Below are 20,339 nucleotides of genomic sequence, written 5' to 3'. Positions count from 1 at the left end.
AAAAGCCGGCGGATCTGAACGATCAGTCGGCGATGGGCTGCGGCGCGCGGCGCCGCTGCCAGTTTCTTTCACTGAAATGCAGATAGAGCAGGCCGGGCAGGCCGAGCGCGAGTTCGCGCGCGCGCTTCGCGAGCGACAGCGCGAGCGCCGCGTCGGGCGGCAGGCCGACCAGCGGGGCGAGCAGCAGGTAACCGCCTTCCTGTGCGCCGAGCGAACCCGGGATCGCGAATGCCGCACCGCGAATCGCCTGGCCGACGCTCTCGAGCAGCAGCGCGTCCAGCCAGCTGACCGGATGCCCGAGGAAGTGCAGCGCGAGCCACACTTCGGCGGTGCCGACGATCCAGCCGGCGAGGCTCAACGCGAAAGTCTTCGCGACCGTCGCGCGATCGCGGTACAGCGCGCCGACGGCGTCGTCGATCGCGTCCGCGCGCGTCGCCAGCGACGACCAGTCGCGCGGGCCGAGCAGCTTCGACGCGAGACGCAGCCCGCGGCCGAACAGCCCGCGCCGCTGCGCCACGTAGAACGCGACGGCGAGGGCGCCGAGCACGCCGGTGGCGATCAGCGCCGGCGTGCGCAGGTGAGCGACGGACTCGTGCGTCGCATACAGGCTGAACGTGGCGATGCCGATCAGCGCGAACGCCATCTGCGCGAGCGCCTGCATCGTCGTGCTGACGGTGACCGCGGCGGCGGCATCGGCCATCCGCGTGCCGCGCTGCGCGAGGTGGCGCACCATCAGCACCGGGCCGCCGATCTGCCCGGCGGGCAGCAGGCTGTTCACCGATTCGCCGACCCAGCGCGCGCGCAGCGCGTTGCCGAGCTCGGCACCAGGCTGGCCGCGGCGGAACATCGCCGAGATCGCCAGCGCGTCGATCACGAGCGGCACGACGTGGAATGCGGCGACGAGCGCGAGGCCCCAGCCGGCCGCGAGAAACGTCGACGCGACCGCGCCGACGCCCTGCCACGCGAGCAGGGCGACGAACAGTGCCGTTCCGAGGGACAGCAGGATCAGGCCGGCGCGTGTCATGACCCGGCCGACCGTCGCGTGGCCAGCTGCTTGAACACCTGGCGGAAACCGAAATACGCGATCGCGTCCTTCATGTTCGAGATGAAGCGCTTCCACGGCCGCATGCCGGGGTTGGTCACGTATTCGAAAGTGAGCGACACGCGCGTCTCGTTCTGGCCGAGCGGCGTGACGCGATGGCGCAGCTTGTCGCCGTCGAACAGCACGATGCCGCCGTCGGCGATCTGCACGGAGCCCGGCGCGTCGGGCACGTCCGGATTGCGCGTATGCAGCTCGTAGTCGAGCCGGCACGACGAATCGTCGATCACGCCGATCAGCAGCGTGTAGCGGCGGCCGTCGTAGTACGACGTGTCGTAATGCCAGCCGATGTGGTCGCCCGGCTTCGTGTAGTAGTACAGCGCGTACGCGTGCGGATCGTCGTCCGGCGACAGCATCAGCTTGTCGCCGGTGATCTTCTCGAGGAAGCCGATCAGCGCCTTCGACCGGTACAGCTCGGCGATGTACGGCGCCTGTTCGTCGATCGTGTGCCGGCTCACGCTGCCGCCCTGCTTGTGGCCGGGCAGGTAATTGCGGTTCAGGCCGGCCTGCATCGCGCGCGCGGCGGCCGCGAGCTTCGCGTGCGCGTCGGCCGGCAGAAAGGCGTCGAGGTACAGGAACGACCCCTGGCGCGTGTAGTCGCCGCGCAGGCGGTCGAGGTCGAGACGGCCGACGCAGTCGGCCACGGTGCGATCGGGATCGGCCGCTGCCGCGCGCGCAGGCGCGGGGCGTGCCGGGCTCAGCACGGAGTCGTCGCGCGTGCTAGGAGTCATTTGGAAGCCTGGATTTCGGTTGAATTCTGAGGGGCGCCGCTTCGCCGAACGATGCGCCACCAGTCGATCACGACCCACGCGGCGAACAGCGGGGCGCCGATCGACGCCGCGAGCAGGAACGGCTGGACGCCGTCGACGAGCGTCACGATCGGCAGCAGGTAGAGCACGTCTTCCGTCTCGAAGCCGCCGGCGAACGCCTGCTTGGTGCCGGCCTTGCCGGCGATCGATTCGATCCGCATGCGCAGGAAGAAGATCAGCGCGACGGCCGCGCCGGCCACCGCGCCGAGCAGCACCGGCGACGCGGCCATCTGGCCGCCCTGGGCGACGATGCCGACGCCCATGCTGACGAACAGCGCGACCGTCACGAGCGCGTCGGCCGCGAGGTCGTAAAAGTGACCGATCTTGCTGGACTTGCCGCTGATGCGCGCGAGTTCGCCGTCGGTGTGATCGACGAAGTTCGACAGCACGATCAGGAATGCGCCCGCGTTGCTCCAGCCGAAGCCGCCGTGCGCAAGGCACCAGGCGCCGGCGAGGCCGATCAGCAGACGAAGGGTGGTGAGGTGATTCGGGGTAACGGGCGTGTCGATCAGCGGTCGGACGAGCGAGCGCGCGAGCCGCGCATCCCAGGTGCGCGGCAGGGGCGGTTCGGAGCGTGTAGCGGTTTTTCTTTGGTCCATCGGCGAAATATATACGGAATTGTAATTTGTTGCTTTTTCTTCGACCAATGTCCTGACATACGGGAGTGTTACCGCGCATTCCGGGCATCGGCCGATTGCAAACCGGATGCGCGAAACGGCGTTCGCGCAGGCGGACCCTGTCTGATCCAGTGTGGTTCGCCTCACGCCGCTGTCAAGGGCGGACGGGCCTTGACAGCGGGCCTGGCGGCGATTCGCGCGCGTCGATGCGTTGACGTGCATCAGGCCCGCAACCGCCGCGACGGGCGACAATCGGCCGCGGCGATCGCCGATTGGCCATCGCATGCGGATTCTTCGCGTCGATGCGACTAATCCGGAAAGGTATCGGTCGATTCGCGTTCAGCCGTTCGTAATTTTCGCGCGCCAAACTGGCGGTCCGCTTTCGCGCACCTTTCGGATACATGCGCTTGCGGCCGCCGTGGGCTGTCACAGAACCGTCGTTCGATACCCGGTGCATTCAGCAAGTATCTTTTGCATCCAGCGGACATTTCGCGGCAATGGCCTCTGCGATACTCCGACCGTGCCCGTGGTGCCGGGCCGCCCCTCGCGGCCCCAAGGGCTTCGCGTCGCTCAGGAGACACCCCCCGCGACGTCAACGACAGACCAAAGCGTCAGATATACAGCCATGTCTTCTTCACGCATCCTCGCTCCCGCCCTGCGTTCGCTCGTCCGCACCGCCGACGAAGCCGCCGCGCTGATCCGCCCCGGCATGACCGTCGCCATGAGCGGCTTCACCGGATCCGGCTATCCGAAGGCCGTTCCCGCCGCGCTCGCCGCCCACATCGACGCGGCCCACGCGCGCGGCGCGGACTTCCGGATCAACGTGCTGACGGGCGCGTCGACCGCGCCGGAACTCGACGGCGCGCTCGCCCGCACCGATGGCATCTCGATGCGCCTGCCGTACCAGTCCGACCCGACGCTGCGCGACAAGATCAACGCCGGTGAAGTCGACTACCAGGACGTCCACCTGAGCCACGTCGCGCAATACGCATGGTTCGGGCTGTATGGCGAGCTCGACGTCGCGATCGTCGAAGTCGCGGGCATCCGCGAGGACGGGCTGCTGATTCCGTCCGCGTCGATCGGCAACAACAAGACGTGGCTCGAGCAGGCGAAGCACGTGATCCTCGAAGTCAACGCGCGCCAGCCGCTCGGTCTCGACGGGATGCACGACGTCTATTACGGCACCGCGCTGCCGCCGCACCGCAAGCCGATTCCGCTGACGAAAAGCGACGACCGGATCGGCGAGCCGTACCTGCGCTGCCCGGCGGAGAAGATCGTCGCCATCGTCGAGACCGACGCGCCGGATCGCAGCAACGCGTTCTCCGCGCCGGACGCCACGTCGAAGCAGATCGCGCTGCAACTGATCGACTTCCTGCGCCATGAAGTGAAGCGCGGCCGCCTGCCGGAAAACCTGCTGCCGCTGCAGTCGGGCGTCGGCAACATCACGAACGCGGTGCTCGCGGAACTGAGCTCGGCCGGCTTCTCGAACCTGACTGCTTACACCGAAGTGATCCAGGACGGCATGCTCGACCTGCTCGACGACGGCACGCTGAGCTTCGCATCGGCCACGGCGCTGTCGCTGAGTCCGGCCGCCGTGCAGCGTTTCGCCGACGAGATCGCGACGTTCCGCGAAAAGATCCTGCTGCGCCCGCAGGAGATCAGCAACCATCCGGAACTCGTGCGCCGCCTCGGCTGCATCGCGATGAACGGGATGATCGAGGCCGACATCTACGGCAACGTGAACTCGACGCACGTGATGGGCACGAAGATCCAGAACGGCATCGGCGGCTCGGGCGACTTCGCGCGCAACGGCTACCTGTCGTGCTTCATGTCGGCCAGCACCGCGAAGGGCGGCGCGATCTCGCGGATCGTGCCGATGGCGAGCCACGTCGACCATACCGAGCACGACGTCGCGGTGGTCGTCACCGAGCAGGGGCTCGCCGACCTGCGCGGCCTGTCGCCGAAGCAGCGCGCGCGCAAGATCATCGCGACCTGCGCGCATCCCGACTACCGGCCGATGCTCGACGACTACTTCGAGCGCGCGTCGCGCGAGAGCTTCGGCAAGCACACGCCGCACCTGCTCGCCGAGGCGCTGTCGTGGCACGAGCGTTACGTGCGCACCGGGACGATGAAGGCCTGACCATCTTTCCGCAGATGCTGGAGGTGGGCGACACGGTCACCGACGACGGGTTGCGCGGCTTCACGCGCGACGAGCGCGACACGCTCGTGCGTCTGCTCGGGCGCGTGCGCCACAACCTGATCGACAGCGGCGGCGAATGAACGCGGTGCGTGGCGCCCGACGACCCGGTGCCGGCGGTTCATGGCGGTCCAGGCTTGTATCGAAGGAGTCGAGCGGCTATCTTGCGACTTCAAGTTCACTTGAGATCGAGCATGAGCCGTCTGGACATCGCCGAAGTCGCGCGCCGCTCGGGCTTGCCCGCGTCGACGCTGCGCTACTACGAGGAAAAGGGATTGATCGTGCCGAACGGCCGTCACGGGCTGCGGCGCCAGTACGACGAGTCGGTGCTGGAGCGTCTTGCGCTGATCGCGCTCGGCCGTGAGGCCGGCTTTTCGCTGGACGACATCCTCGCGATGTTCGGCGCGGACGGCCGGCCCGCGATCGATCGCGCGAAGCTCGACGACAAGGCCGACGAGCTCGACCGGACGATCCGCCGTCTCGGCGCGGTGCGCGACGCGTTGCGGCACGCGGCCGTCTGCCCGGCGCCGAGTCATCTCGAGTGTCCGTCGTTCCGCAAGCTGCTGCGCATCGCGGCGCATCGGCATCCGGCGCGCCGCACGAAGACGGAAGGCGCGTAAGCGGTCAGGCGGTCCGGTTTGCCGGAGCGTGGACGCTCGAGCGCGTCACGAGGCGGCTATACCTCCACGGCTGGCGTGCCGAGCGCCTCATCCCGCGTAATACACGCGGCATTCCATCTCGCGTCCGCGCACGATGCGCTTGCCGACGAGCGAGCCGAGCGTTTCGGTGACGACGGTCCGCTGGTTCTCGCATTGCAACGCATCATAGAAGTAGAGCGCGACCCAGTCCGCGGTGCGCCCCGACTCTTGCGGGCGCACGGGATACGGGCACAGCGCGGTGAAATGCCAGCCGCCTTTCGTCATGTGCATCACGGGCGGCTGAATGCTCACGTCAGCGTTCAGCCGGCGTGACACGAGCGTGGGCAGGATGCCGGCGGCGGCCTTGTTGCGGTACAGGCGGTCGATGTACAGCAGCAGTTCGACGGGCGGCTCGGTGCCGAGGCTGGCGTCGCGCGCGTGGCCTTGCCAGCGCCGGCGCCGGCTCAGCACGTCGTCGAGCGCCGCGCGGATGCCGGCCGCGCGCCGCGGGCCGACGCCCGGAATCGCCTCGAGCTGGCCGCTGCGGGCCGCGCGTTCGAGATCCTCGAGCGTATCGATGTGCAATTGGTCGTGAATCCGCAGCGCGAGAGCGTGGCCGATGCCCGGCACGGCTTCGAATGCGGACGCGCGCTCCGCGTCGCCGCGCAGCCGGTCGAGCAGCCGCCAGCGTCCGGTCACCAGCAGTTCGGCGATCGCCTCTGCGACGCCCGTGCCGACTTCCGGCAGTGCGTCGAGCGCATCGACGCCGCCCGCGTCGAACCGCGTGCGGATACCGTCTTCGAGCGACTCGATCGTATCGGCCGATGCGCGGTAGGCGGCAACCCGATAAGGATTCGCGCCCTGGTCGGCAAGCAACTGCGCGGCCTCGCGCAGGCAGGCCGCGATCTGCCGGTTTTCCTCGTGTGTTTGGCCGATGGTCGTTTGCATGTGCGGAGCCCGGAGATGTGCAAACGGAATGGACACGGCGCGCAACGCCCCGGTCCACCTCTTATTTCAGCACATTGTCACGGCAAGCGACGAGCAAAAATTGATGTGCGTCAACGGCAAACGTTGCACGGGCGGGACCGGTCCCGCGCGCGTTCGTGCCGGCGTGCAGCACGAGCGCGCGACCCGTTACGCGTCGAGGAACGACTGCGCGCCCTCGGCCTCCGCGGCCATGCGCAGCGTGGCGAGCGCGCGCTTCTCGATCTGCCGCACGCGTTCGCGCGACATCCCCGCATCCTGCGCGATCGCATCGTAGGTGTCGGGCTCGGCGCCACCGAGGCCGAACCGCCGGCGCAGCACGTCGGCCTCGGCCGGCGTGACCGAGCGCAGCAGCGACGTCACGCATTCGCGCATGCGCGTGTCGGCCAGACGCTCGAACGGGCTCGCCGATGCCTGGTCCTCGAGCAGGTCGACGAGGCCGGTATCCGCGTCGGGCAGCGGCGTGTCGAGCGACAGCGGCTCGGCAGGCAGCGCGAGCACCGCGCGCAGCTTGTCCTCGGCGAGCCCGGTCTCGGCCGCGAGTTCGGCCGGCGTCGCGCGGCGGCCCGTGCGCTGGCGAAAGCGCAGCGCATGGCGTTGCACGCGCTGGTACTGGTCGCCGACGTGCACGGGCACGCGGATCGTGCGCGAGCGGTCGGCCACCGCGCGCGCAACCGCCTGCCGGATCCACCAGGTCGCGTAGGTCGAGAACTTGAAGCCGCGCCGGTATTCGAACTTCTCGATCGCGCGCATCAGGCCGAGGCAGCCGTCCTGCACGAGATCGGGCAGGTCGACACCGCGGTTCATGTACTTGCGCGCGATCGACAGCACGAGGCGCAGGTTCGCCTCGAGCATCGCGCGCGTACCGTCGCGCACTTTTTGCTGGCCGTCGCTCAGCGCGGCGCCGAGCGCGCGCCGCGCGACCGGATCGAAGCACGCGGCATCGGCGCCCGCGGTGTCCGCTCCGGCATCGACCGGGGCAGTGGCGAGCGCGCGCACGACGCGGCTCGCTTCGTCGACGGCCGGTGCAACCCATGCGAGCGACCCGAGCAGCGCGGCCAGGCGGTTACGCGCGTCGCGGTACTCGGCCGAGCGGCAGCCCTGCGCATGCAATGCGTCGCGCACGGTCGCAACCGCGCCTTGAAGCGTGTCGTAGCGCGCAGGCGCCGGTGCGTCATCGCCGCCGTCGTCGCCTTCGTCGGTGGCCGCGGCGGTTGCACGCGTTGCGGCATGGCGCGCGAGCAACGCCTCGACGGCCGCCGGACAGCCGGCGAGCGCGTGCAGGATCTGATGGCGGCCCGTTTCGATCTCGCGGGCAAGCACGATTTCGTCCTCGCGCTTGAGCAGCGGCACCGCATGGATGCGCCGCATGTAGAGGGCGAGCGGATCGGTCGATGCGCCGGTGCCGCGCGCGAGATCGCCCAGCAGCGCGCGACCCTCGTCGAGGGCGTCGCGATCGACGTCGACCGGTGCCGCGCCCGTGAACGGCGCCGGCGCGGCGGGCTCGTCGAGCACGGCGATGCCGATGTCCGCGAGCGCGGCGCGCACGACGTCCAGCGCGTCGGGGCTGTCGCTTTCCGGCGGCAGCGCGTCGACGAGGTCGGCGTGCGTCAGATAACCCTGTTCGCCGGCGAGCGCCAGCAGCTGGATGATCGGATCGAGGGGCGTGTCCGCCCGAAGCGTGGGGCGTGGCGTAGTCATGTCGATGGCGGCGCGAGCCGCGCTCCTGTCTGGGCGGGCCGAAGTCCGCGGGTTTCAGGCTCCCGGGGGCCGCGAACACCCGTCCGCGCCGGCCAGCCTGATTCGATATTCAACTTGAGGGCATTTGCGCCAACTTCAACGCCGGCGTGGCTGACGCGCGAGCATGCGGCATGCCCGCGTGGTCGCGCCCCGTTCTTGTTGCCGCGAAACAAAAAGTAACGGATCAAACCCGCAGAAATATGCGGGGGACGTAAGCTAGAGTCAGGCGCGCGCCACGCGGCGACGCACCGATTCCCTGCGGAGCCTCGAATGAACCCGATTCCCGCCGCGCGGCCTGCCGTCATGGCGCTGGCCGTGTTCGCGCTGAGCGGCTGTTATTACACCAGCCCATACGGCTATGCGCCGTATTACGCACCCGTGCCTGCCACGGTGTCGCAGCGAGAGATCCCGGTGGCGCCGGCAACCGCCGCACCGATCGCGCCGTCGACGGCCGCGGTGCCGCCGCCGGCAGACGATTACGTCTACGTACCGGCCCCGGTATATGTCGCGCCGGCTTATGTGCCTTACCCGGCCTACTATCCCGCGTACTACCCGGGCTGGTATGGGCCGCCCGTCACGATCGGCCTCGGTTTCTGGGGGCATTGGGGCGGCGGCTACCGGGGCGGATACTGGCACCGTCCGTGGGGCGGCGGTCACTGGGGAGGCGGGCATGGGGGCGGGGGCCATCGACACTGACCGACGCGCGGTGGCACCGCGCGGGAGAGCATCATGAGCAACACGATCATCCGAAGTTTGTGCGTCGTCCTGTTCGGCATCGCCGCGGTGCCGGGCATCGCCGACGCGCAAAGCAGCGCCTACACGAATTCGCCGGCCGAAATCTATGCGGGGCCGGCGCCCGATTATCCGGTCGTCGCGCAGGTTCCGCCCGGCACCGCGCTGGACGTGTTCGGCTGCCTGAGCGACTACTCGTGGTGCGACGTCGCGCTGCCGGGCGTGCGCGGCTGGATCGACGCGGAGCAGCTCGACTATCCGTATCAAGGCAATTACGTGCCGTTGCTCGAATACGGCGCGATCATCGGCGTGCCGGTGACCGGCTTCGCGATCGGCGCGTACTGGGACCGCTACTACCGCCATCGGCCGTGGTTTCACGATCGCGACCGCTGGGAGCGTCGTGCCGAGCCGCGCATCGGCCCCGGCGGGATGCCGCCCGCTTACGGACACCCGCAGCCGGGCGGGCCGAACCAGCGCGCGCCGGGCGGTGGGGCGCCCGAGCGGCATGATGCACGGCCGTCGGCGACGCGCGGTGGCTGGAACGGCCCGAACCGCGCGCCGGCGCCACAACAGGCCGCACCCGCGCCTGCGCCGATGCCCGGCCGTCAGCCGCAGCCGCAGCAGCCGGCGCAGCAGCCCGCACCTAACGGTGGCGCGGCCCGGATGATGGCGCCGCCGACGTATCAGGGCGGCGGCGGTTACGGCGCACGGCCGCAAGGCGGTGGAAACAGCGGCGGGAACCGCGGTGGTGGGAACCGCGGCGGCGGTGGAGGTGGATGGGGCACCGACGAGTTCCGTCATTGATCGACTGACGGCGCCGGTGCCGCGGCTTCGGGCCGGCGCCGGACGAAAAAAAGCCGCTCCGAGGAGCGGCTTCCGAATCACGCAGGCGGGCCGTTCGCGCGGCCCGTCGTCCGGTGTCAGTCGTCGAGCAGCGACAGGTCGCGCACGGCACCCTTGTCGGCCGACATCACCAGCTTCGCATAGGCCTTCAGCGCCGCGGACACCTTGCGCGGGCGCGGTTGCGCCGGCTTCCAGCCCTTCGCGTTCTGCTCTTCGCGGCGACGCGCGAGTTCCTCGTCCGACACCAGCACGTCGATCGTGCGGTTCGGGATGTCGATGCGGATCCGGTCGCCGTCGCGCACGAGGCCGATCGCGCCGCCCGCTGCCGCTTCCGGCGAGCAGTGACCGATCGACAGGCCCGACGTGCCGCCCGAGAAGCGGCCGTCCGTCAGCAGCGCGCATGCCTTGCCGAGGCCCTTCGACTTGATGTAGCTCGTCGGGTACAGCATTTCCTGCATGCCGGGGCCGCCCTTCGGGCCTTCGTAGCGCACGATCACCACGTCGCCGGCCTTGACCTTGTCGTTCAGGATGTTCTCGACCGCTTCGTCCTGCGATTCGGTCACGTGCGCCGAACCCTCGAACACGAGGATGCTTTCGTCGACGCCGGCCGTCTTCACCACGCAGCCGTCGAGCGCGATGTTGCCGGTCAGCACGGCCAGGCCGCCTTCCTTCGAGAATGCATGTTCGTACGAGCGGATGCAGCCTTCGGCGCGGTCGAGGTCGAGGCTCGGCCAGCGCGTGTCCTGGCTGAACGCGACCTGCGTCGGGATCCCGGCCGGGCCGGCCAGATAGAACGTGCGGACCGCTTCGTCTTCCGTGCGGACGACGTCCCACTGGTCGAGCGCATCCTTCAGCGTCGGCGCGTGCACGGTCGGCACGTCGGTGTGCAGCTTGCCGGCGCGGTCGAGCTCGCCGAGGATCGCCATGATGCCGCCCGCGCGGTGCACGTCCTCGATGTGGTACTTGTTCGTGTTCGGCGCGACCTTGCACAGCTGCGGCACGATGCGCGACAGGCGATCGATGTCCTTCATCGTGAAGTCGATGCCGGCTTCCTGCGCGATCGCCAGCAGGTGCAGGATCGTGTTGGTCGAACCGCCCATCGCGATGTCGAGCGTCATCGCGTTTTCGAACGCCTTGAAGCCGACCGAGCGCGGCAGCACGCGTATGTCGTCCTGCTCGTAGTGCTGGCGGGTCAGCTCGACGATGCGGCGGCCGGCGCGCTTGAACAGCTGCTCGCGATCCGCGTGCGTCGCGACGACCGTGCCGTTGCCGGGCAGCGACAGGCCGAGCGCCTCGGTCAGGCAGTTCATCGAGTTCGCGGTGAACATGCCCGAGCACGAACCGCAGGTCGGGCAGGCCGAGCGCTCGACTTCGGCGACGTCTGCATCCGAATACGACTGGTCGGCCGCGATCACCATCGCGTCGACGAGGTCGAGCTTCTTCAGTTCGACGGTCTTGGTGACCGGGTTCGCGAGGCGCGTCTTGCCGGCTTCCATCGGGCCGCCCGACACGAAGATCACCGGAATGTTGAGGCGCATCGCGGCCATCAGCATCCCCGGCGTGATCTTGTCGCAGTTCGAGATGCACACCATCGCGTCCGCGCAGTGCGCGTTCACCATGTACTCGACCGAGTCGGCGATGATGTCGCGGCTCGGCAGCGAATAGAGCATGCCGTCATGGCCCATCGCGATGCCGTCGTCGACCGCGATCGTGTTGAATTCCTTCGCGACGCCGCCGGCGGCCTCGATCTCGCGCGCGACGAGCTGGCCGAGATCCTTCAGGTGCACGTGCCCGGGCACGAACTGCGTGAACGAGTTGACGACCGCGATGATCGGCTTCGAGAAATCGTCGTCTTTCATGCCGGTGGCGCGCCACAGCGAGCGCGCACCTGCCATGTTGCGGCCGGCGGTGGAGGTTTTGGAACGGTATGTGGGCATGGTGATGGCTGAAGAATTATCGCGAAAAAGGGTGGAGGCACGGGAATGGAGGCCTCTCGCGCGCCCGTGCGAACAACCTCTTGAGCTGCGCCCTGGGCAAACCCGTCGATTATCCCACAGCCGCCGGGCATGCGGCCGCCGGCGGGCGCGGGCGAGCGGGCGCCGGATTGGACGCGTGGATGCGGGCACGGGACACGCCGGTCGAACCGGACGGCGGCTTCATCGCCCGTCCTGCCGGCAATGAAGCCGCGCCTGGCGATCGCGCGTCAGTCGAGCAGCGTCAGGATTTCGTCGTACAGCGCCTTCGGAATCCGCACGCCGTGCGCGATGCTGCGCGCGCGGGCGTCGAAGCGCCGCTGCGACGGCAGCCGCGCGCCTTGCCCGGTGATCGACGCGAACATCCGCTCGCCGCGCGCGAGGCCCGCGTCGAGATCGTCGCCGAGGAACACCTTCGGGTCGAATGCGATCACGAGCTCGCCGTGGCACGGCGTCGCGCCGACGCCTTCGTCGAAGTCCATCGACTCCTGGCTCGTCATGTCGCCGATCAGCGCGCCGCCGAGCAGTTCGACCATCGCCGCGAGCGCCGAGCCCTTGTGCCCGCCGAACGTGCGCATCGCGCCCTGCAGCGCGGCCTTCGGATCGGTGGTCGGCTGGCCGTCGGCGTCGATCGCCCAGTGCGGCGGGATCGCCTTGCCCTGTTTCGCGTGCAGCTCGATGTCGCCGCGCGCGATCGCGCTCGTCGCGAAATCGAACACGAACGGCACGCCGTCCGGGCGCGGCCACGCGAACGCGATCGGGTTCGTGCCGAACACCGGCTCGCGGCCGCCTTCAGGCGCGACCCAGCTGTGGCTCGGGTTCATCGCGATGCCGACCAGCCCCTCGGCGGCGATCGCCTCGACCTCGGGCCACAGCGCCGAAAAGTGGTAGCAGTGGTTGATCGCCATCGCGGCGATCCCGTGCTGCTTCGCCATCTCGACGAGCACCGGCAGGCCGGTTTCGAAGCTCAGCAGCGAGAAGCCGCGATGGGCGTCGACCGCGACGATCGACGACGACAGCCGGCGCAGCGTCGGCACGGCTTGCGGGTCGACCTTGCCCTTCTTCAGCGAGCGCACGCACACGAGCAGCCGATACACGCCGTGCGAGTGGCACTCGTCGCGCTGGCCCTGCGTGATCACACCCGCAATCGCCCGCGCGTGCGCATCGGACAGCCCGTGGTGCGTCAGCACCCGCAGCGCGAGCGCATGGACCTCATCGAGCGACAGGACGACTTCGGCGAGCGGCTCAGACATCGCGCGCTTCCCGGGGCGCCGGCACGCCGTCGATGCGTTGCGGCACGTTCAGCGGGTTGCCGTTGCGGATGGCGTCGGGCAGCAGCGCGTCCGGCACGTCCTGGTACGACACGGGGCGCAGGAAACGCTCGATCGCGCGTGCGCCGACCGACGTCGTGCGCGTGTCGGACGTGGCCGGGAACGGACCGCCGTGCACCATCGCATGACCGACCTCGACGCCCGTGCCGAAGCCGTTGACGAGAATGCGGCCGGCCTTGCGCTCGAGCGTCGGGCGCAGCGCGGCGAACAGCGCGGCATCGCCGTCGGCGAGATGCGCGGCGATCGTCAGTTGCCCTTCGAGCGACTTCAGCACGCGGTGCAGCGTGTCGGCATCCGGGCAGCGCACGATCAGCGATGCCGGACCGAACACTTCGTCACGCAGTTCGGGATGGGCGATGAATGCGTCCGCCGAGGTCGCGAACAGCGCCGCGCGCGCCTGGAAGCGACCGCCTTCCACGCCTTGCGCCAGCAGTTCGACCGCGTCGTGCGCGCGCAGGGTGGCCACGCCTTGCGCATAGCTCGCGTGGATGTGCGGCGTCAGCATCGTCTGCGCGGCGGTCGCCTGCAGGGCGGTGGCCGCCGCGGCTTCGAACGCGCGCAGCGCGGGGCCGTCGACGGCGAGCACGAGGCCCGGGTTGGTGCAGAACTGGCCGGCGCCGAGGGCGAGCGATGCGACGAACTGCGGCGCGATCGCGTCGTGGCGCGCGTCGAGCGCGGCCGGGAACAGCAGCACCGGGTTGATCGAGCTCATTTCCGCATAGACCGGAATCGGCTCGTGGCGCGCGGCCGCGATGTTCATCAGCGCGACGCCGCCGCGGCGCGAGCCGGTGAAGCCGACGGCCTTGATGCGCGGATCGGCGACGAGCGCCTGGCCGATTTCGCGCGACGCGTCGAACAGCAGCGAGAACACGCCGGCCGGCAGCCCGCATTCGCGCACGGCCTGCTGGATTGCACGGCCGACGAGCTCGGACGTGCCCGGATGCGCGGAGTGCGCCTTGACGATCACCGGGCAGCCGGCGGCGAGTGCCGACGCGGTATCGCCGCCCGCGACCGAGAACGCGAGCGGGAAGTTCGACGCGCCGAACACGGCGACCGGCCCGATCGCGACGTTGCGCAGGCGCAGGTCGACGCGCGGCAGCGGCTTGCGGTCCGGGCGGGCCGGATCGATGCGCGCATCGACGTAACCGCCGTCGCGCACGAGCGACGCGAACAGTGCGAGCTGACCGACCGTGCGGCCGCGTTCGCCTTCGATGCGTGCGCGCGGCAGGCCCGTTTCGGTGACGCAGCGCTCGATCAGGTCGTCGCCGAGCGCCAGGATGTTGCGGCCGATCGCATCGAGAAACGCCGCACGTTGCTCGGGGCTCGTCTCGCGATACGTGTCGAAGGCTTCGTCGGCGAGCGCGCAGGCCGTCTCCAGGTCGTGCAGGCTCGCGCCGCCGAATGCGGGCTCGAGCGGTTCGCCGGTCGCGGCGGCGATCGCGTGAAGGGTGCCGTTCTGTCCGGCGATGGCCGACTGGCCGATCAGGAGCTGACCTGTGAGTTGCATGGGTTTTCCTCGGAAAAAGCGGGGCCGGGCGTGGGGCGCCCGGCCGGAGTGAAAAGGGAAAGCGGGTGTGTCAGTCTTCGTCGTCGTCGAGTTGCAGCTTGTCGGAGCGGATGCCGGTATTGGCGCCCCAGTAGTAGATGACGAGCGCGACGGCCGCGACGACGACCGTGTCGTACGGATGCGCGAGCTGGCCCGTGCCGCCGAAGCCGCCGAAGTAGGACAGCACGATCATGGCCGCGTAGAACGCGATCAGCCACGCGGACGAACGCACCTGCTCGGCGAGGCTCAGGTGCGCGGTCGGCACCCAGCGGCGGCACGCGAGATAGATCACGAACATGACGATCTGCAGGCCGAGCAGCCAGGACACAGTGCCCCAGCCCGACCAGTAGACGATCAGCGCGGCGATCACGAACGACGCGGGGCCGGTGATGCCGAACGCCACCGCGCGGAACGGCCGCGGCAGGTCGGGCGCGGTGCGGCGCAGCGCGGCGACCGACACGGGCGCGACCGCATAGCTCAGCACCAGCGCGGCCGACACGATGTTGATCAGCGCCTCCCACGACGGGAACGGCATCGTCCAGAAGATCGCGAGGCCGAACGTGAGCCACAGGCCCGCGCGCGGGATGCCCGATGCCTCGTCGACGCGCGTGAACACCTTGAAGAACGTGCCCGTCTTCGCCCAGCCGTAGACGACGCGCGGCGTCGCGTTCATGTAGATGTTGCCGCAGCCGCTCGGCGAGATCATCGCGTCGGCGACCACCATCACCGCGAGCCAGCCCACGCCGAGCGCGAGCGCGATGTCGCGGTACGGCAGCGAGAAGGCCTTGCTGACGTCGTGCCAGCCGGCGGCCAGCATGTCGGTCGGGATGCTGCCGATGAACGCGAGTTGCAGCAGCACGTAGATCAGCGTGGACAGCAGGATCGACAGGATCAGCGCGATCGGGATCGTGCGCTGCGGATTGCGCACTTCGCTCGCGACCGACACGATCGGCGTGAGGCCGAGATACGCGAAGATGATGCCGCCGGCCGACACGGCCATCTCGATGCCCGGCATGCCGAACGGCGCGAAACCGTGCGCGGTGAGGTTGGCGGGCTTGAAGAACGTGAACAGCACCGCGATCACCGACAGCGGCACGATGAACTTGAAGATGCTGATGATGTTGTTCGCCTTCGCGAACGTCTTCACGCTCGAATAGTTCAGGTAAAAGAAGAAGCACAGCAGCGCGGCCTGCACGAGCCAGCCGATCGTCGTCGGGTCGCTCGATCCGGCCTTGGTGAGACCGGGAAACCATGCGGCCGCGTACTGGCGCGCGGCGACCACTTCGATCGCGATCAGGCTCGAGAACGCGATCAGCGTGATGAAGCCCATCAGGTAGCCGAGCAACGGGCCGTGCGAGAACACCGGGTAGCGGACCACGCCGCCCGCGCGCGGCAGCGCGGCGCCGAGCTCGCAGTAGACGATGCCGAGCAGCAGCACCGCGAAGCCGCCGAGCAGCCACGAGAAGATGCCGGCCGGGCCGGCGATCGTCGACACGTGACTCGCGGCGAACAGCCACCCCGAACCGAAGATCGCACCGAGGCCGATGAACGTCAGGTCGGTCAGCGACAGCTGCTTCTTGAACTTGCCGTGACCGCCGTCGGCGGGCACGGAACGGGAAAGCGGGACGGACGGGTGTGTGTTGCCTTGACCTGGCATGGGTTTGTCTCCTGTGAAATATCGGGGCAGGTGCGGCCTGCGCCGCGCTCCGACGGAGCAGCGGCGCAACACCTGCCGGCCGGCGTGCGACCGGTTCGAACGACCGCGAGGGCCGGGGCCCGCTCGAGTGCGGCGCGGGCAGGCGCCGCGGCGAACGGGCCCGTGCCGGCCATGCCGGACACGGAAGTGGCGATGCGACGGGGGGAGGCCGCCGCACCGCCGGGGGGAAACCGGTCAGCGGTTCGCGCGGCTCCGTTCGGCGCGGTGCGCGGCGTCGAAAGCGATGGAAGCGTCCGGTACGAACCGGTGGCTGAGGGCGGGGAAAACTCCGGTCCGCTGGATGGCGTTTCGGCTCACTGCAATCTCCTGCTTCGTATCGGTCGACGACAGGCGCGTCGACGTGCAACCAGTATCGCCGTGCAAACACCCATCACGCTTGAGCCGTATCGCGGAGCAAAATGACGAAATCGGCACAGTGGCCGCAAGGGTCGCGAAACGCGTTCCGCACTATGCCGATTTCGTCGCCGTCCTCATCGAAAAGCCACAAGCGGACGGACGCGCGACGGAGGAAGCTATGCTCCTTTCCCCACTTCGAACGGCTCATGATGAAGCGCATCCAGATCATCGATTCGCACACGGGCGGCGAACCCACGCGGCTCGTCGTGTCCGGTTTTCCCTCGCTCGGCAACGGCACGATGGCCGAGCGCCGCGACGTGCTCGCGCGCGAGCACGATCGCTATCGCACCGCGTGCATTCTCGAGCCGCGCGGCAGCGACGTGCTGGTCGGCGCGCTGCTGTGCGAACCCGTGTCGCCGGAGGCGGCGGCCGGCGTGATCTTCTTCAACAACAGCGGTTACCTCGGCATGTGCGGGCACGGCACGATCGGCGTGGTGCGCACGCTGCATCACATGGGCCGCATCGAGCCGGGCGTGCACCGGATCGAAACGCCGGTCGGCACCGTCGAGGCGACGCTGCACGACGACCTGTCGGTCAGCGTGCGCAACGTGCTCGCGTACCGCTATGCGAAGGCCGTCGACGTCGATGTGCCCGGTTACGGTCCCGTCAAGGGCGACATCGCGTGGGGCGGCAACTGGTTCTTCCTGATCAGCGATCACGGCCAGCGCGTGGCCGGCGACAACGTGGCGGCGCTGACCGCCTATGCGTCCGCGGTGCGTGCCGGGCTCGAACGCGCGGGTATCACCGGCGCGAACGGCGGCGAGATCGACCATATCGAACTGTTCGCGGACGATCCCGAGCACGACAGCCGTAGCTTCGTGCTGTGCCCGGGCCATGCGTACGACCGTTCTCCGTGCGGCACCGGCACGAGCGCGAAGCTCGCGTGCCTCGCGGCCGACGGCAAGCTCGAACCGGGCGTCGTGTGGCGTCAGGCGAGCGTGATCGGCAGCGTGTTCCAGGCGAGCTACGCGCAGGCCGACGGCGGCATCGTGCCGACGATTCGCGGCAGCGCGCACCTGAGCGCGGAAGCAACGCTGCTGATCGAGGAAGACGACCCGTTCGGCTGGGGCATCGTGTCGTGAGCGAGACCCGGACCGACGTCGTCGTGATCGGCGCCGGCATCGTCGGCGCGGCGTGCGCGCATGAACTCGCGCAGCGCGGGCTGCGCGTGCTCGTCGTCGACGACGCGAGCGGCGGCGCGACCGGCGCCGGCATGGGGCACCTCGTCGCGATGGACGACAACGCGGCGGAGCTCGCGCTGAGCCATTATTCGATCGAATTGTGGCGCGCGCTCGCCGGCGAGATGCCGGACGGCTGCGCGTACCGCAACTGCGGCACGCTGTGGCTCGCGGCCGACGCGCACGAAATGGATCTCGCGCGCACCAAGCAGGCGACGCTCGCCGCGCACGGCGTGGCGGGCGAGCTGATCGACGCGGCGACGCTCGCGCGGCTGGAGCCGATGCTGCGCGCGGGCCTCGGCGGCGCGCTGAAGATCCCCGGCGATGCGATTCTCTATGCGCCCGTCGCCGCGAGCTGGCTGTTGCAGCGCGCGCCGGGCATCACGTTGCGGCGCGATCGCGCGGTGGCGGTCGACGGTCCGAGCGTGACGCTCGCGAGCGGCGACACGCTGCGTGCGGCGCGCGTGGTCGTCGCGAACGGCGTCGCCGCGCGCACGCTGTTGCCTGAATTGCCATTGCGCCCGAAGAAGGGCCATCTGCTGATCACCGATCGTTACCCGGGCCAGGTGTCGCACCAGCTCGTCGAGCTCGGCTATGCGGCGAGCGCGCACGCGAGCGACGGCACGTCGGTCGCGTTCAACGTGCAGCCGCGGCCCACCGGCCAGTTGCTGATCGGCTCGTCGCGCCAGTTCGACACCGAGGACGCGCGCGTCGAGCCGCCGGTCCTCGCGCGCATGCTGCGCCGCGCGGCCGGCTACCTGCCGGATCTGGCCGACCTGAACGGAATTCGCGCATGGACGGGCTTCCGTTCCGCGAGCCCCGACGGTCTGCCGCTGCTCGGCGAGCATCCGGCGCGGCCGGGCGTATGGCTCGCGGTCGGGCACGAAGGGCTCGGCGTGACGACCGCGCCGGGCAGCGCGCGGCTCGTCGCCGCGCTGATGACCGGCGAACGGCCGCCCATCGACATCGAACCGTATTTGCCGGGACGTTTTCTAACGACGTCCCCCGTAGCCGGAGCGCTGACATGATCATTCATCTGGACGGTCGCGCGCTGACGGTGGCCGACGGCGCGACCGTCGCGGCCGCCGTCGCGGCGAGCGGCGACGACACGACGCGCGTGTCGTGCACGGGTGCGGCGCGTGCGCCGTTTTGCGGTATGGGCATCTGCCAGGAGTGCAGGATGACGATCGACGGCCGCCGTCGTCTGGCTTGCCAGACGCTGTGCCGCGACGGGATGCGGGTGGAGCGCACGCGATGAAACAGGAACGACTGAGCGTCGACGTCGCCATCGTCGGCGCGGGCCCGGCCGGATTGTCGGCCGCGCGGGCCGCCGCACGAAGCGGCGCGACGATCGCGATCGTCGACGACAACCCGCGCGCGGGCGGGCAGATCTGGCGCCAGGCGGCGGCCGCGACGCCGGTGCCGGCCGCGGCGGAACGCCTTGCCGTGCTGCGTCGGCCGAACGTCACGCATCTGGCGGCCACACGCATCGTCGCCGAGACGCAGCCGGGCACGTTGCTGCTGGAGGACGACGAGCGCGGGTTCCTGCTGGAATTCCGCACGCTGATTGTGTGCTGCGGCGCGCGCGAGCTGCTGCTGCCGTTTCCCGGCTGGACGCTGCCGGGCGTCACCGGCGCGGGCGGCCTGCAGGCGCTGATCAAGTACGGCCTCGACGTGCGCGGGCAGCGCACCGTGATCGCCGGCAGCGGCCCGCTGCTGCTCGCGAGCGCGGCGACGGCCCGGCAGGCCGGCGCGCAAGTGTCGCACGTGCTCGAACAGGCTGCGTGGAGCGATGTCGCCGGTTTCGGCGCGGGGCTGTGGCGCTGGCCGTCGAAACTCGCGCAGGCCGCGAAGCTCGTCACGGCCGCTTATCGGCCCGGCGCACACGTCGTCGAAGCGTTTGGCGACAAGCGGCTCGAACGCGTGCGGATCCGGCAGGGCGAGCGTGAATTCGAGGTCGACTGCGACCGGCTCGCATGCGGCTTCGGCCTCGTGCCGAACACCGTGCTGCCGAGCCATCTCGGCTGCCGGATCGAGAACGGCGCGGTCGTGGTCGACGCGCACCAGCGCACGAGCCGCGACGGCTGTTTCGCGGCGGGCGAGTGCACGGGTGTCGGCGGCAGCGAACTGGCGATGGTCGAAGGCGAGATTGCCGGCTGCGCGGCCACCGGGCAGACGGCGCCGCTGGCCGGGCTGATTGCGCAGCGCGCGCGCTGGCAGGCATTCGCGGACGCGGTGCGCGAACGCTTCGCGATCCGCGAGCCGATCCGCCGGCTCGCGCGGCCCGATACGCTGCTGTGCCGTTGTGAGGATGTGCGCTTCGACGCGGTCGCGCCGGCGTCCGGCTGGACGGCCGCGAAGCTGCAGACGCGCTGCGGGATGGGGGCATGCCAGGGCCGCGTGTGCGGTGCGGCCGCGCAGGCGCTGTTCGGCTGGACGCCGCCGGCGCCGCGCACGCCGCTCGTGCCCGCGCGGGTCGGCACGCTGATGCTGGACGACACGGCATCCTGCGACGGCGCTTGACGCGCCAGCGCGAGGC

At 69.8% G+C, this 20,339-nt stretch carries 17 protein-coding genes and 1 pseudogene; 9 read left to right on the top strand and 9 right to left on the bottom strand.

Going from position 1 to position 20,339, the window contains the following annotated elements; all coding sequences use genetic code 11:
• Positions 1-22: 22 nt before the first annotated feature.
• The 3 genes from ACV22V_RS18865 to ACV22V_RS18855 are packed head-to-tail and all read right to left on the bottom strand — an operon-like array spanning position 23 to position 2,507.
• On the bottom strand, positions 23-1,024 hold the full coding sequence (locus ACV22V_RS18865) for an HpnL family protein (RefSeq protein ID WP_448015041.1): 1,002 nt from the start codon (positions 1,022-1,024) through the stop codon (positions 23-25).
• Positions 1,021-1,830 (bottom strand): HalD/BesD family halogenase, encoded by an 810-nt coding sequence (locus ACV22V_RS18860; protein WP_448015039.1) that lies wholly within the window; start codon positions 1,828-1,830, stop codon positions 1,021-1,023. The genes ACV22V_RS18865 and ACV22V_RS18860 overlap by 4 nt, the downstream gene beginning before the upstream one ends.
• Positions 1,827-2,507, bottom strand: coding sequence for a CDP-alcohol phosphatidyltransferase family protein (locus tag ACV22V_RS18855; protein ID WP_059524997.1), 681 nt, complete (start codon positions 2,505-2,507; stop codon positions 1,827-1,829). The genes ACV22V_RS18860 and ACV22V_RS18855 overlap by 4 nt, the downstream gene beginning before the upstream one ends.
• A gap of 643 nt (positions 2,508-3,150) precedes the next feature.
• On the opposite strand from ACV22V_RS18855, the gene ACV22V_RS18850 reads away from it, so the two are divergent.
• The 3 genes and pseudogenes from ACV22V_RS18850 (at position 3,151) to ACV22V_RS18840 (ending at position 5,342) form a co-directional block, all read left to right on the top strand.
• The gene (locus ACV22V_RS18850; protein WP_448015036.1) at positions 3,151-4,665 is read left to right on the top strand and encodes an acetyl-CoA hydrolase/transferase family protein; all 1,515 of its coding nucleotides are present in this window, start codon (positions 3,151-3,153) and stop codon (positions 4,663-4,665) included.
• Positions 4,662-4,805, top strand: a pseudogene (locus ACV22V_RS18845) (MarR family transcriptional regulator); the annotation flags it as partial. The gene ACV22V_RS18850 and the pseudogene ACV22V_RS18845, both read left to right, overlap by 4 nt.
• Before the next feature lie 111 nt (positions 4,806-4,916).
• Positions 4,917-5,342 carry a helix-turn-helix domain-containing protein gene (locus ACV22V_RS18840; RefSeq protein ID WP_059525001.1) on the top strand — a complete coding sequence of 142 codons (426 nt, stop codon included), beginning with the start codon at positions 4,917-4,919 and terminating at the stop codon, positions 5,340-5,342.
• 87 nt (positions 5,343-5,429) lie between these two features.
• Here ACV22V_RS18840 and ACV22V_RS18835 read toward each other — a convergent pair whose 3' ends face one another.
• Both ACV22V_RS18835 and ACV22V_RS18830 read right to left on the bottom strand, forming a co-directional pair.
• Positions 5,430-6,308: a helix-hairpin-helix domain-containing protein gene (locus ACV22V_RS18835; RefSeq protein ID WP_223958805.1), complete on the bottom strand. Its 879-nt coding sequence runs from the start codon at positions 6,306-6,308 to the stop codon at positions 5,430-5,432.
• A gap of 186 nt (positions 6,309-6,494) precedes the next feature.
• Positions 6,495-8,045 (bottom strand): sigma-70 family RNA polymerase sigma factor, encoded by a 1,551-nt coding sequence (locus ACV22V_RS18830; protein WP_448015033.1) that lies wholly within the window; start codon positions 8,043-8,045, stop codon positions 6,495-6,497.
• Positions 8,046-8,354: 309 nt separating this feature from the next.
• Between ACV22V_RS18830 and ACV22V_RS18825 the strand changes: the two genes are divergently transcribed.
• Complete coding sequence (locus tag ACV22V_RS18825) at positions 8,355-8,780, top strand: hypothetical protein (protein ID WP_448015032.1); 426 nt, start codon at positions 8,355-8,357, stop codon at positions 8,778-8,780.
• Positions 8,781-8,813: 33 nt separating this feature from the next.
• Positions 8,814-9,620, top strand: a complete 807-nt coding sequence (locus tag ACV22V_RS18820) for an SH3 domain-containing protein (protein WP_448015030.1) — start codon at positions 8,814-8,816, stop codon at positions 9,618-9,620.
• A 116-nt stretch (positions 9,621-9,736) separates the two neighbouring features.
• On the opposite strand, the gene ilvD is transcribed toward ACV22V_RS18820, so the two are convergent.
• The 4 genes from ilvD to ACV22V_RS18800 form a co-directional block, all read right to left on the bottom strand.
• Entirely contained in the window at positions 9,737-11,596 is a 1,860-nt protein-coding gene (ilvD, locus tag ACV22V_RS18815; RefSeq protein WP_448015029.1) for a dihydroxy-acid dehydratase, read from the bottom strand.
• A 266-nt stretch (positions 11,597-11,862) separates the two neighbouring features.
• Positions 11,863-12,885, bottom strand: coding sequence for an Ldh family oxidoreductase (locus tag ACV22V_RS18810; RefSeq protein WP_059450587.1), 1,023 nt, complete (start codon positions 12,883-12,885; stop codon positions 11,863-11,865).
• Positions 12,878-14,470 (bottom strand): aldehyde dehydrogenase (NADP(+)), encoded by a 1,593-nt coding sequence (locus tag ACV22V_RS18805; protein WP_448015028.1) that lies wholly within the window; start codon positions 14,468-14,470, stop codon positions 12,878-12,880. Before ACV22V_RS18805 ends, ACV22V_RS18810 begins: the two co-directional genes overlap by 8 nt.
• A 70-nt stretch (positions 14,471-14,540) precedes the next feature.
• Positions 14,541-16,166 carry an APC family permease gene (locus tag ACV22V_RS18800; RefSeq protein ID WP_059525015.1) on the bottom strand — a complete coding sequence of 542 codons (1,626 nt, stop codon included), beginning with the start codon at positions 16,164-16,166 and terminating at the stop codon, positions 14,541-14,543.
• 605 nt (positions 16,167-16,771) lie between these two features.
• On the opposite strand from ACV22V_RS18800, the gene ACV22V_RS18795 reads away from it, so the two are divergent.
• From ACV22V_RS18795 to ACV22V_RS18780, 4 genes are read left to right on the top strand one after another with little or no spacing between them, the layout of a single operon-like run.
• Positions 16,772-17,704, top strand: coding sequence for a 4-hydroxyproline epimerase (locus ACV22V_RS18795; protein ID WP_448015154.1), 933 nt, complete (start codon positions 16,772-16,774; stop codon positions 17,702-17,704).
• Positions 17,701-18,828 (top strand): NAD(P)/FAD-dependent oxidoreductase, encoded by a 1,128-nt coding sequence (locus tag ACV22V_RS18790; RefSeq protein WP_448015027.1) that lies wholly within the window; start codon positions 17,701-17,703, stop codon positions 18,826-18,828. Before ACV22V_RS18795 ends, ACV22V_RS18790 begins: the two co-directional genes overlap by 4 nt.
• Positions 18,825-19,058: a 2Fe-2S iron-sulfur cluster-binding protein gene (locus ACV22V_RS18785; RefSeq protein WP_011658575.1), complete on the top strand. Its 234-nt coding sequence runs from the start codon at positions 18,825-18,827 to the stop codon at positions 19,056-19,058. The genes ACV22V_RS18790 and ACV22V_RS18785 overlap by 4 nt, the downstream gene beginning before the upstream one ends.
• On the top strand, positions 19,055-20,323 hold the full coding sequence (locus ACV22V_RS18780; protein ID WP_448015025.1) for an FAD-dependent oxidoreductase: 1,269 nt from the start codon (positions 19,055-19,057) through the stop codon (positions 20,321-20,323). Before ACV22V_RS18785 ends, ACV22V_RS18780 begins: the two co-directional genes overlap by 4 nt.
• Positions 20,324-20,339 lie beyond the last annotated feature (16 nt).

The sequence above is a fragment of the Burkholderia sp. AW33-5 genome, assembly GCF_053427615.1.
Note: the sequence above shows the minus strand (reverse complement) of the source record. Positions and strands in the feature narration are given on the sequence as shown.